Annotated in this window: 11 protein-coding genes; 3 read left to right on the plus strand and 8 right to left on the minus strand. The window is 72.9% G+C overall.

Annotated elements, in window-relative coordinates:
• The first annotated feature begins 37 nt into the window (after positions 1-37).
• Positions 38-2,686, plus strand: coding sequence for a protein serine/threonine kinase AfsK (gene afsK / locus STRNI_RS24370; protein ID WP_229838332.1), 2,649 nt, complete (start codon positions 38-40; stop codon positions 2,684-2,686).
• A 40-nt stretch (positions 2,687-2,726) separates the two neighbouring features.
• Here afsK and STRNI_RS41400 read toward each other — a convergent pair whose 3' ends face one another.
• Entirely contained in the window at positions 2,727-3,674 is a 948-nt protein-coding gene (locus STRNI_RS41400; protein ID WP_338149779.1) for a hypothetical protein, read from the minus strand.
• A 206-nt stretch (positions 3,675-3,880) separates the two neighbouring features.
• On the opposite strand from STRNI_RS41400, the gene STRNI_RS24380 reads away from it, so the two are divergent.
• The gene (locus STRNI_RS24380; RefSeq protein WP_234017637.1) at positions 3,881-4,420 is read left to right on the plus strand and encodes a hypothetical protein; all 540 of its coding nucleotides are present in this window, start codon (positions 3,881-3,883) and stop codon (positions 4,418-4,420) included.
• An 18-nt stretch (positions 4,421-4,438) separates the two neighbouring features.
• On the opposite strand, the gene STRNI_RS24385 is transcribed toward STRNI_RS24380, so the two are convergent.
• From STRNI_RS24385 to STRNI_RS24395, 3 genes are all read right to left on the minus strand, one after another.
• Positions 4,439-5,281, minus strand: coding sequence for an enoyl-CoA hydratase/isomerase family protein (locus tag STRNI_RS24385; protein ID WP_159487817.1), 843 nt, complete (start codon positions 5,279-5,281; stop codon positions 4,439-4,441).
• On the minus strand, positions 5,278-5,760 hold the full coding sequence (locus tag STRNI_RS24390) for a Zn-ribbon domain-containing OB-fold protein (protein ID WP_018092269.1): 483 nt from the start codon (positions 5,758-5,760) through the stop codon (positions 5,278-5,280). The genes STRNI_RS24385 and STRNI_RS24390 overlap by 4 nt, the downstream gene beginning before the upstream one ends.
• Positions 5,761-5,832: 72 nt before the next feature.
• Entirely contained in the window at positions 5,833-6,984 is a 1,152-nt protein-coding gene (locus STRNI_RS24395; protein WP_159487819.1) for a lipid-transfer protein, read from the minus strand.
• A 105-nt stretch (positions 6,985-7,089) separates the two neighbouring features.
• On the opposite strand from STRNI_RS24395, the gene STRNI_RS24400 reads away from it, so the two are divergent.
• Positions 7,090-8,727, plus strand: a complete 1,638-nt coding sequence (locus tag STRNI_RS24400; protein ID WP_159487821.1) for a FadD3 family acyl-CoA ligase — start codon at positions 7,090-7,092, stop codon at positions 8,725-8,727.
• A gap of 191 nt (positions 8,728-8,918) precedes the next feature.
• Here STRNI_RS24400 and STRNI_RS24405 read toward each other — a convergent pair whose 3' ends face one another.
• From STRNI_RS24405 to STRNI_RS24420, 4 genes are all read right to left on the minus strand, one after another.
• On the minus strand, positions 8,919-9,506 hold the full coding sequence (locus tag STRNI_RS24405) for a TIGR03086 family metal-binding protein (protein WP_093639739.1): 588 nt from the start codon (positions 9,504-9,506) through the stop codon (positions 8,919-8,921).
• 161 nt (positions 9,507-9,667) lie between these two features.
• Entirely contained in the window at positions 9,668-11,218 is a 1,551-nt protein-coding gene (locus tag STRNI_RS24410; protein ID WP_277411990.1) for a class I adenylate-forming enzyme family protein, read from the minus strand.
• A 210-nt stretch (positions 11,219-11,428) separates the two neighbouring features.
• A complete protein-coding gene (locus tag STRNI_RS24415; protein ID WP_018092264.1) occupies positions 11,429-11,632 on the minus strand; it encodes a hypothetical protein in 204 nt (67 codons plus the stop codon).
• A 369-nt stretch (positions 11,633-12,001) separates the two neighbouring features.
• A complete protein-coding gene (locus STRNI_RS24420; RefSeq protein WP_093639733.1) occupies positions 12,002-12,292 on the minus strand; it encodes a laminin G in 291 nt (96 codons plus the stop codon).
• Between the last annotated feature and the right edge of the window lie 185 nt (positions 12,293-12,477).

The raw sequence follows: 12,477 nt of genomic DNA on the forward strand, positions 1-12,477 counted from the left end.
GTCTCTTTTTTACGCCCCACGGGGAGGTGGCAGGTAAGTGGTGGAGCAGCTGAAGCAGCTGACGCAGCACGATCCCCGGCGGATCGGCCCGTTCGAGGTGCTCGGCCGTCTCGGGGCCGGCGGCATGGGGCTGGTCTATCTGGCGCGCTCGGCGTCCGGCCGGCGCGTGGCGATCAAGACGGTGCGTACCGAGCTCGCCGAGGACCAGCTGTTCCGGGTCCGCTTCACACGCGAGGTCGAGGCGGCCCGCGCGGTCAGCGGCTTCTACACGGCCGCGGTGGTGGACGCCGACCCGCGCGCGGCGGTGCCCTGGCTCGCGACGGCCTATGTCCCCGCGCCCTCCCTCGAGGAAATAGTCAATGAGTGCGGGCCGCTCCCGGCCCAGGCGGTGCGCTGGCTGGCGGCCGGGATCGCCGAGGCGCTGCAGTCCATCCACGGTGCGGGCCTGGTGCACCGCGACCTGAAGCCGTCGAACGTGCTGGTCGTCGAGGACGGCCCCCGGGTGATCGACTTCGGTATCGCCTCCGGGGTGTCCAACACCCGTCTGACGATGACCAATGTGGCCGTGGGCACGCCCGCCTACATGTCACCCGAGCAGGCCCGTGACTCGCGCAGTGTGACGGGCGCGAGCGATGTCTTCTCCCTCGGGTCGACGCTGGTCTTCGCCGCCACCGGCCATGCGCCGTTCCATGGCGCCAATCCCGTCGAGACCGTCTTCATGCTGCTGCGTGAGGGCCCCGATCTGGCGGGGCTGCCGGACGAACTCCGTCCGCTCATGGAGTCCTGTATGCAGATGGAGGCCGGCCAGCGGCCGTCCCCCGCCGATCTGCAGTCCCAGCTCGCGCCGCACCTCTTCGGCTCCGGCAGCGACGACAGCGGTACCGCCTCGGCCTGGCTGCCGCCCGGTGCGGTGGGCCTCATCGAGGGCCGGCGCGGCGGCCGCACCGCCGTACCCGGCAACGGCCAGCGGGCCGGTTCCGGCCGCGGCGCGAGCCGTCCGGCGCCCGCCGCACCGCCGGCCCCGCCCGTGTCGCCCCCGATGCCCGCAGCACAGCCCGCCCAGGCGCCGCGGCGGCCGGAGAGCGCCCCCGCCGCCGCGGAGTCCGGCTGGCCCGGCCAGATCGGCGCGGGCCCCGGCGCGCACCGCGGCGGCGACCCGCGCGGTGCCCACCCCGGCCCGATGCCGCAGGCCGCGGTGCTCGGCCCGGACGCCTCGACGGCCCGGGTGACCCCGGTCTCCGCGCCGCCGCCCACCGCCGCGCCGTCCCCCGCTGCCGCGCTGTCCTCCGCGCCGCCCGCCCCGTCGGCCGCCCCCGGGGAGGGCGCCGCCGGTCCCGTACAGCTCGGTGGCTCGCCCGCCCCGATAGGGCCGGGTCCGCGCGCCGACGCACCGCCGCCGCGCGGGCAGGCCGGTGCCGCGACGAACTGGGTACGGCCGCCCGGCGCCGGGCCCACGACCGGGGTGCCCCCGCAGGGCCCGGCGCACGGCGGGGAGAGCCCGGCCCGCAATGAGGCCGCACCGCCCCCGCCGCCCGAGGCACCGCCCGCCGAAGCGGGCCGCTGGCGCCCCTGGCGGTTCCGGATGTCGAACGATGTGTGGGGCACTCCCGCGGTCGCCGACGACCTGCTCTACGTCACCTCCTTCGAGGTGCATGCGCTCGATGTGGCCAGCGGGCGCCGCAAGTTCAAGACCCGTGACGTCGCCTGGGCGATGGCGGTCGCGGACGGCCGGATCCATGCCTCGGACGGCCCGAGCCTGTACGCGCTGGACGCCGGCGACGGCACCGAGCGCTGGCGGCTGACCACCGAGGGCTGGGTCTACGCCCTCAAGGTCGACCGCGGGACCGTCGTCACCAGCACCCGTGGGGGCGGCGTCCAGGCGTGGGAGGCCGGCAACGGCGAACTGCTGTGGGAGACCGGCGGCGTCCAGACCGACTTCGAGACCGCCGAGGCCGGGCCCGTGGTGCACGAGGGCACGGTCTTCGTCTGGGCCGACGCCCGGCTGAAGGCACTGGAAGCGCGGACCGGCGCCGAGCGCTGGTCGTATCCGGTGGGCGACGCCGCGGCCTGCGGCGGGGTGCCCGTGCGGCTGCTGCCGGCGTCGGACGGTGCGGTCTACGTGGTGGCCGGCACCCGGGTGCTGGCGATCGACATCGCACGCGGCGATGTGCGCTGGCACTTCGAGGCGCCCGCGGTGTTCCTGAGCCCGCCGGCCTTCGCCCCCGGTCCGGCCGTCACCGGCGGCGGGGTCTATCTGGCGGACTACCTCGGCACGGTCTACGCACTGGACCCGGCGGACGGCCGCGACCGCTGGCGGATCGCCACCGAGGCACGGCAGTCCACCGAACCGGTGCTGGTCGCGCACGGCGCGGTCCATCTGGGCAGCGGTAAGGCGCTCTACACACTCGACGCGGTGACCGGCACCCCGCGCTGGCGGTTCCAGGCCGGTGCGGAGGTCGTCGGCGCACCGGTCGTCGCGGAGGGCCGGGTGCACTTCGGCTCCGCCGACCACTGCCTCTACACGCTCGACGCGATGGGCGGCCAGCTGCGCTGGAAGCTGGAGACCGGCGGCGAGATCACCGGCTCGCCGGTGGCGGTCGGCGGTGTCGTGTACGCCTGCAGCAAGGACCGTTGTGTGTACGCGCTGGACGCGGCCAAGGGGACGGGGCTGGCACGGCGGTCGTGAGGTCGTGACTTCGTGAGGTCGTGACGTCGCGATCGTGTGTCTACTCCCGTTCCTCCGGGGGCTGTTCGCGCCGTTCGGGTTGCTCGGGCGGTGCGGGGCGCGGCTGTCGCTGCTCCTTGCCCCACTCCACCGGAGGTGTGGGCGGCTGCTTATGGGCCGGCATGGTGGGCGGCGGCGGGGGAGCCGGCTGCGGCTGCTGCGGGGGCGGTTGCTGTGGCCGTTGCTGTGCTTGTGTCCACTGTTGCTGTTGCTGTTGCTGTTGCTGTTGCTGCGGGGGTGGTGGTGGCGGCGGGGTGATCGGCAGCGGTGTGGTGGGGGTGTCCTCTTGCTGCCCGTAGGGGCCACCTCCGGGTCCGCCGGGACCGGCCGGGGGGCCGGCAGGTCCGGGTCCGGTCGGGTACGGCTCGGGGTTCCACTCCTCGGCGCCCGGGCGGCCCGCGTCCCACGGTTCGGGAGTCCCCGGAGGGTAGGGCGTGTACGGGTCGTAGGGCGTGCGCTCGTCGTAGCGCCCGTCGTGCGCATAGCGTCCGTAGCGGCCGTCGTCGTACTGCCGGTCGTCGTAGCCGGGGTCGTAGGCCCGGCGGGGGCGGCCCCGCATGATCAGGGCGCCGAGCAGCAGCAGTGCGCCGCCGCCGAGGGCGTTGGCGACGCCCACCCCCAGACCGCGGGCGCCGGCCGTCAGCTCGGTCGCGGCCTGTCCCTGGCGGACCATCCACAGAATCGTGAAACCGAGCACCACCAGGCCCGCGAGGGTGACCAGCACCCGGGAGCGCAGGGCGACACCGATCAGGGTCAGCAGGGCGGCGAACGCCATGGGGAGCAGGAGGGACCCGAAGAGGGCGGCGCTGGTGCGCGTGAGCCCGTTGAAGAGGTCCTCGATGCGCACGTCATTTCCGTGACGGCCGTCGTACCAGGGACGGAAGGGGCTCCAGACGGCGGCCGTCGCTCCGACGAGGGCGATCAGCGACCCGAGAACGTTGCGCACCACGGGCGTCGCCTCGCTTCGGGTCGTCCGGTCATCCTCCGGGACCGACGCTACGCCTGAGCCCCTGCACGCGCGAGACAAGTACGCCCGCATGCGTGGCCGGGGCCCGTAAGGGGTGTCACCGGCGCTTGCTAGGGTGCCGTGCACGCGTCAATTCAAGAGTGACGGCTCAGCGGTTTCCACGGGGGATGGGCAGAATGCAGCAGCGCATGCGCAGGGGTACGGGCACCCGCGGGGGCGCCCGTACGGGTATCAGGGCAGCGGTCGCGGCCGGGCTGGCGCTGGTGACGGTGGCGACCGTCAGCGGCTGTGCCTTCGGCCGGCCCCGGGTGGCGATCCCCAGTTCCTTCCCGAGCCCGACGTTCTCCAGCGGGTACGACCCGAGCGACCCGACCCCGTCGTACGAGCCCACCTTCTCGCCCTCGCCGACCCAGGAGACCTACGACCCGGACGGGCGGTCGGACGTCAGCGGCAGCGGCTGCGACTTCTCCGATTCGCTGCGCCAGTTCACGTACACGGTCTCCATCACCAACCCGTCCATGAACGATTCCTTCTCCTACGACATGGCCGTCAACTGGATGAAGGCCAAGCCGGCCGACGGGAAGGCGTACGGGCTGCACGAGCGCTCGATCACCGTCGGTCCCGGTGACACCGAGACGTACACCGCCAAGTACACCGTCAACCAGTCCTCCATCGGGCGGTTCTGGTTCACCTGTGAGATCACCCGGGCGCACAAGAGCCGTATGTGACCCGTAGGGGAGCGGTCGTCACCTGACCAGGGGCCGGCCGCTCCGTCCGCCGTCCTGGCCGTCGCCCCGCCCGCCGTGCCCCTCACCGGGCCCGTCGCCGTGCCCCTCGCCCTGCCGCTTGCGGGCGGCGAACAGCGCGGCCTGGCGGTCCGGGGGCAGACTGCCCAGCGCGATCAGATGGGGAGCGTGCGCCAGGGCCTGCGCTCTGGCCGCCTCCTTGGCCGCCCACAGGGCGCGTACGGTGCCCTGGACCGCCTCGGTCGGCTGGGCGGCGAGCACGGCCGCACGGTGCCGCGCCACCTCGGCCGCGGCGCCGGGTGCGGTCAGCTCGGAGACCAGGCCGGTCTGGTACGCCCGGAGTGCGCCCAGCCGCTCCGCCGTCCCCATCAGGGCCAGCCGGGCGGCCTCCCCGTAGGGCATCCGCTGTGCCATATAGAGGGACTCGTAGGCGCTCACCATCCCGTAGGTGGTGTGCGGGTCGAAGAACGTGGCGTTCTCGGCGGCGACGAGGAACTCCGCCTCGCCCAGGAGATAGAAGGCGCCGCCGCAGGCCATGCCCTCGACGGCGGCGATGACCGGCTTCCACAGATCGTTGGACTTCGGGCCGATGCGGAGCAGCGGGTCGTCGAGGGAGTAGGGCGAGGACGGCTGGGGGACGTCGACGGAGCGGTCGATGCCGGTGCAGAAGGCCCGGCCGCCGGCGCCGGTGAGCACCGCGGCCCGTACGGTGTCGTCGAAGCGGAACGCCCGCCAGGTGTCCGCGAGTTCGGCGGCGGTGGCGAGGTCGACGGCGTTGTGCCGCTCGGGCCGGTCGAGGGTGACCAGTGCGACCCCGTCCTCGATCTCCGTGCGGACCGTCATGGCCGCTCCAGGAGCCAGCGGGGTACGGTCACGCCTCCCGGCATGGTGTGGAAGACGGCCTTCACCGGGGCGCCGATGCGCAGCCGGGCCGGGTCGACGGAGTTGAGGGGGGCGTCGGCGGCGGTGACGAGGTTGCCGACGAGGCGGATGCGCGGGGCCTCGGCCAGCTCCACGACGATCGCGTTGTAGCCCGGCTGCTCGGCGTACGCGGGCAGCAGCGGCGGGTGCGGCAGCACATAGGACCAGATGCGGCCGCGGCCGCTCATCCGCTGCCAGCGGGCGGCGAAGGACTGGCAGTGCGGGCAGCACGGCCGGGGCGGGAAACGCAGTTCGTCGCAGTCGGCGCAGGCCTGGACGCGCAGTTCGCCCCGGGCGGCGTACTCCCAGAAGGGCGCGCCGTCCTCGTCCGGGACGGGAAGCAGCAGGTCGGCGCCGTTGTCGGGCCGGTTGTCAGTGGCGGGTGCCACGATCGGTGTCATGGCATCACGAACGGGCTCACGGATGGACTCACGCAGCGGCTCACGAGCGGACTCCCGAGTGTTCATGACCTCTCAACTCCTCAGCAGCAGGGCCGAGGTGGGGACTCCCTCGCCCGCGGTGACCAGGCAGGTGGCGGCGTCGGGGACCTGCGCGGTGCTGGTGCCGCGCAGCTGTTTGACGCCTTCGGTGATCAGGTTGAAACCGTGTACGTACGCCTCGGAGAGACCGCCGCCGCCGGTGTTGAGCGGGAGCCGGCCGCCGATCTCCAGCGCGCCGCCCTCGGTGAAGGCCGCGCCCTCACCGCGCCCGCAGAAGCCGTAGCCCTCCAGCGAGAGGGGGATCAGGGGGGTGAACGCGTCATAGATCTGTGCCACATCGACGTCCTGCGGTCCGAGGTCGGCGCCTTTCCACAGGTGCCGGGCGGCCGTCCAGGCGGGGCCGGTGAGCGGGTCGTCGTTCCAGTAGTTGACCATGCCGTGGTGCTGGGCGGGCAGGCCCTGGGCGGCGGAGTGGACGTAGACGGGCCGCTGACGGCAGTCGCGGGCGCGCTCGGCTGCGACCACGACACAGGCCAGCGCGCCGTCGGTCTCCAGGCAGTTGTCGAAGAGGCAGAGCGGCTCGCTGATCCAGCGGGCGGTCATGTACATCTCGCGGGTCAGCGGGCGTTCGTACATGATCGCGGCCGGGTTCTGGTTGGCCCGGTTGCGGCAGGCGAGCGCGACGTTGAAGAGGTGGTCGCGGGTGGCGCCGTATTCGTGCATATAGCGGCGGGCCAGCATGCCGATCTCGTCGGCGGGGCGCAGCAGTCCGAAGGGGCGGGTCCACTGTCCCGGGGTGGGCAGCTGGACCCGGGTGTTCTTCCAGGGGCGCGGCCCCGAGCCGCGTTTACGGGACCGCCAGGCGACGCCCACGCTCGCCTGGCCGGTGGCGATCGCGGCGGCCAGGTGGGCCACCGTGGCGCAGGAACCCCCGCCGCCGTAGCCGACCTTGGAGAAGTGGGTGACGTCCCCGGCGCCGATGGCCTTGGCTATCTCGACCTCGTCGGTCTCCTCCATGGTGTAGGAGGCGAAGGCGTCCACCTCCGAGGGGGCGATCCCGGCGTCGTCCAGTGCCGCGACGATCGCCCGGCAGGCCAAGGTCTTCTCGGATTCCGGGAGTTGCCGGGCGAACGGGGTCTGTCCGATGCCGGCTATCGCCGTAGCGTCCTTGAGGGTCGCCCCCATCGCCACCTCCGTGGTCGGTCGCCAGTACTGACAGCGGAGGAGGCTACCGCTAATCTGACGGGCAGTCAGCTACTGGCGTACAGCTCTTCGGCGGGAGGCAGCGCGATGCGCGACGACGTGGAGGCGCGGGCGGACCTGGAGTACGGCGCCATCCCCGGCCTGGTGCGCGCCGCCGCCCGGCGGTACGGCTCCCGGGAGGCCGTGGTCGAGGGCCGCACCCGGATCTCGTACGCCGAGCTGGGCGAGCGGGTGGAGCGGGCGGCGGCCGCCTGTATGGCCTCCGGGGTCGTGCCCGGCGACCGCGTGGCCGTATGGGCGCCCAACACCCTCGACTGGATCGTCTCCGCCCTCGGGGCCGTCACCGCGGGCGCCGTCCTCGTCCCCGTCAACACCCGCTTCAAGGGCACCGAGGCCGCCTACCTCCTGCGCCGCACCCGCGCCAAGCTCCTCTTCATCACCGGCACCTTCCTCGGCACGTCCTACATCGCCGCACTCCGCCGCGCCGCCCGGGAAGGCACCGGCCACGGCCCGCTGCCCGGACTGCCGCGGCTGGAAAAGGTCGTGGTGCTCTCCGACGACGCGCCCGCCGACTTCGTCACCTGGCAGGAGTTCCTCGCCGGCGGCGCCGCGGTGCCATCGGAGACCGTCCACGACCGGGCCGACTCCGTGGGCTCCGACGCCCCCTCGGACATCATCTTCACCTCCGGCACCACCGGCCGTCCCAAGGGCGCCGTGATCACCCATGCGCAGACCCTGCGCGCCTACGACGTCTGGAGCGAACTGGCCGGCCTCCGGGAGGACGACCGCTACCTGATCATCAATCCCTTCTTCCACACCTTCGGCTACAAGGCCGGGATCATCGCCTGTCTGCTGCGCGGCGCGACGATGATCCCCCAGCCGGTCTTCAGCGTGGAGACCGCGCTCGCCAAGATCGCCGCCGAGCGGATCTCCGTCCTCCCCGGCCCGCCCACCCTCCATCAGCAGCTCCTGGACCACCCCGCCCGCGCCCGGCACGACCTCTCCGCGCTGCGCCTGGTGGTCACCGGCGCCGCCGTGGTCCCCCTGGAACTGGTCGAGCGGCTGCGCAGCGAGCTGAAGATCTCCACCGTCCTGACCGCCTACGGCCTTTCGGAGAGCTCGGGCGTCGTCACGATGTGCCGCCGCGGCGACCCGCCCGAGGTGATCGCCGCGACCTCGGGCCGCGCCCTTCCCGGCACCGAGGTACGGATCGTCGACGCCGCGGACCGCCCGCTGCCGCCCGGCGACCCCGGCGAGGTGCTGGTCCGCGGCTACCACGTGATGTCCGGCTACTTCGAGGACCCGGCCGGCACGGCCCGCGCGCTCACCCCCGACGGCTGGCTGCGCACCGGCGACGTGGGCGTGCTCGACGCGGACGGCAACCTCCGGATCACCGACCGCATCAAGGACATGTTCATCGTCGGCGGCTTCAACGCCTATCCCGCCGAGATAGAGCAACTCCTCGGCCGCCACCCGGACATCGCCGACGTCGCCGTCGTCGGCATACCCGACCCCCGCCTCGGCGAGGTGGGCAAGGCCTATGCGGTCCGCCGCCCCGGCTCCCTGCTCACCGCCGACGATCTGATCGCCTGGTCCCGCCGCGAGATGGCCAATTACAAGGTCCCGCGGGAGGTCGCCTTCGTCACCGAACTCCCGCGCAACGCCAGCGGCAAGATCCTCAAGACCCGGCTGCGGAAGGGTGCCGCGGGGCCCGCCCCCGCGTGAGGCGGCCGACCCGCCGGCCTGCCCCCGCGCCTGTTCCCGTCGCACAGCCACACCGCCACACCGCCACACCGCCACACCGCGTCCAGGGCACTCACCGCACTCGGCGCACTCACCGCACTCGGCGCCGCACGTCCAGCGCCGCACACGGCAGGACCGGGCACCGCCCCGTCGAGCCGTTCGGGCCCCCGGGCCTACGACGTCGGAGGTGTCCAGTCCGGCCGGCGGCCGCTGAGCGCCACCACCCGGTCGAGGAACGGTGCGTCCGCCGCCACCTCCACCGGCGGGCCGAACGGCCCGCGCTCCGGGCTCTCGGCGAACTGCGTGAGCAGCGCGTACGAGACCCCGAGGCTCGCCGTGTCGGGCGCGTACTCCTGGCCGGTGGCGCGCGCCAGGTCCCAGCCGTGCAGCACCAGCTCATTGAGCGCGATCCGGCCCGCGATGGCCGCGGGAAGGGCCACTCCGCCCGCCTGGGTCTCGCCCTCCCAGGCCTCCGGGGCGTGCCAGGCCTCCGCCATGCCCTGCAGATTCCGGTCCAGTTCGGTGCGCCAGCCGGGCTCCACATCGGGCTCCGTCGCACCGGGGTCGACGCTCGTCATCGGCCCGAGGTTCTTGCGCGCCGCCTCCTGGAAGGCCGCGGCCAGCCCGACGAGGTGGCCCAGCAGATGGCGCACCGCGTACGCCTCGCAGGGGGTGGGGGCATCGAGCTGCTCCTCGGCGGTCCGGGCCGCGAGCTGCGACACCAGCCGTGCCTGTGCCGCGAAGTCGATCGTCTCGGTCATCGTCCGGGTCCTTCCGTCCTGCCGGGGGCGTCCTGCCGGGGCCGGCCCCGGACGCATACCGCGCACACCTCCGGCGCCACTCCCAGTGAAGACTCCACCGGCCCCCGGAACTCATCGCCACACCGCCGTACGTCTCCCGCCACACCGCCGCACGGCTCCGGCTACTCCGTATACCGCTCCCGCAGCACCGTCTTGAGCACCTTGTTCAGCGGCCCGCCGCGCGGCAGCGCGCCGACGGTCTCCAGCTGCTCCGGCAGTTTCTGCGTCATCAGCCCGGCGGCCCGCAGATGCGCGGTCAGCCCGGCCAGGGTGAGCGGCGGTGCGGCCGGATCGGCGGGTGTGACGACCGCGCACACCCGCTCGCCGCGTTCCCGGTCCGGCAGTCCGATCACCGCGGCCTCCGCCACCGCCGGATGGGTGTGGAGCAGATCCTCGATCTCCTGCGCGGAGATGTTCTCGCCCTTGCGGATGATGATGTCCTTGAGCCGCCCGGTCAGCACCAGATGCCCGTCGGGGCGCAGCAGCCCCAGGTCGCCGGTGCGGAAGGAGCCGTCGGCGGTGAACGCCTCCGCGGTCAGCGCCGGATCCGTGTACCCACGGAAGAGCATCGGCCCCTTGAGCGTGACCTCGCCGGTCTCCCCGGTGCCGGCCGTGGACCCGTCCGGCCGGACGATCCGTACCTGCGCCCCCACGACCGGTTTGCCGACCGTCCGCGACAGCTGCTCGTCGCTGTCGTACGGCGTCCCCATCGCGATCATCGGGCACTCGGTCATCCCGTAACCGTGCACGATCGCGCACCCCAGCTCCCGGCCCGCCGCCGCATACAGCTCCGGCGGCATCGGCGCCCCGCCGCCGGACAGCAGCCGCAGCGACGGAATCAGCCGTCCCGCGTGCGGCAGCTGCCGCCGGTAGCGGCGCGACTCGTCCAGGAACGCCTGGTAGAACGCGGTGCTGCCGCCGGCCATGGTGACCCCGCGCCGCCGGTAGACGGCGGCCGCGCGGCCCGGCTCGAAGGTGTCCAGGACGACCGCGGGAAACCCGCTGACCAGCATCGCGATGACATAGTCCGGACCGGCGATGTGCGCATACGGAAAGGCGATCGAGCCGATGTCGTCCGCGGACATGCCGAGCGCGGTGGCCAGCCCGACACCACCGGCGATCAGGCCGGCATCGCTGTGCTCCACCCCTTTGGGATCGGAGGTGGTGCCGGAGGTGTAGTAGATCCAGGTGGTGGCCCCGTCGCCGGCCGGTGCCGCGGCGGGCAGCCCGGCCGGGTCCGCCGTGGGCAGCCCGTCCCCGATCGGCAGCACCCGCACCCCGTCCCCGGCGAGCTTCCGGACCATCGCGGTGTGGTCGAACCCCCGCCACACGCCCGGTACGAGGACGAACTCCGCCGCCGACTCCGCCAGGATGAAGCCGACTTCACGCTCCCGGTGAAGCGGAATGACCGGTGTCTGTACGGCCCCCAGCCTGGCCAGCGCCAGCGACGCGACCACCGTCCCGATCCGCGTCGGCAACTGCCAGGCCACCCGCGTCCCGGCCCCGATCCCCAGCTCCCGGAACCCGGCCGCCACCCGCAGCGCCTCGTCCCGCACCCCGTCGAAGGTGACGCTCCGACCGTCCCCGTCGAAGAACATCGGTCTCCCGCACGAGACCCGGGCGCGGTACTCGACCAGTTCCCAGAGCGTGTGTATACGGGCGGGTTCGAACACGGCGCGCCTCCTGGCTACGAGCGGAGCGGGGCGGGGCCGGCCCGACGGCCTCGGCGGGCCTGAACGGCGCGACTGTAGCAGCAAAGCTGATGCATCGTCAGCTCTGTGATGACGCGGATCTGTGCGGCAGGCGGAGAGGCTGCCGAAACCGAGCGGGCCCGTCGCGGTGCGACGGGCCCGGCCCCCGTGAAGGGGCGGTGCTGCGTTCGGTCAGTGCTGGACGGAGCCCTGGGGCGCGGTCGGGATGTGGTTGTCGGGGGTGGCCGTGTTGGCGACTATGGGCATGGTGCTGTCCTGGGCGGAGAAGCCCGGGGTGGCGGGGGTGTGGCTGTCCGCCATCGCCGGAGTCGCGGCGCCGCCGGCGGCAGCGGCCGCGAGGGCGACGGTGACGAGGGTGCGCGTGAATCGGCTCATCTGAACTCCTTGAAGAGGTGAGTCATGAACAACAGAAGCTTGCCGTTCATAGGCCGTACATTCGATCAGGTGTCCTGAAATAGCTGCAGAATGAGGGGAATTGCCGTTGTGGGGTGCCGCGGCACCCGGCACGCAGCCAGGACCCTTCTGCGCCGGAGCACGCGAAAGGGGCCGACTTCGATGACTCCCCCCTTAGGAATGTCATCGAGGCTGGCCCCTTCGGTCCCCCCGTACTTCCCCCCGTTCCCCCGTACGTCCCCCGTACGTCCCCCCGTACGTCCCCCGTACTTCCCCCGTTCCCCGGTCTCCCTCCGGGGCGTCTTCCCGGGTATCCCCCTGATTCCCGGGCTCACTTGATGCCGGTGTCGACTACTTGGGGTCGATGATCGGCCGAGTGCTGTCCTTCGCCGTCACGGAGTGACCGTCATGGGGAGCGCCCGCGGCACCGGCGACAGGAGCGTGCCCTTCCGCCGGCTGGATGGGACGCGTGCTGTCCATGGGCTGGATCGGGCGCGTGCTGTCCATCGGCTGAATGGGGCGCGTGCTGTCCATGGGCTGGATCGGACGGGTGCTGTCCATGGGCTGGATGGGACGCGTGCTGTCGAGCGGCTTGACGACATCCTTCTCGTCACCCGGGCGAGGCTGGTTCTCGGTGGCCATACGATCAACTCCTACGTGTGGGCGCTTTTGGCGCACCCGCCCGGCAACTCCCCCGTGGGTCGCCGGACGGGCGAACCGCGGCCGAACACCTTATCGGTGGGGCTCGCTCACCGAGCCGCTTGCCCCCCGAGGCGGCGGATCGGTTGAGAAGAGACTGCCGTGTGGCGATGAACGATCGATAAACG

The sequence above is a fragment of the Streptomyces nigrescens genome, assembly GCF_027626975.1.
Classification (GTDB): Bacteria; Actinomycetota; Actinomycetes; order Streptomycetales; family Streptomycetaceae; genus Streptomyces; species Streptomyces nigrescens.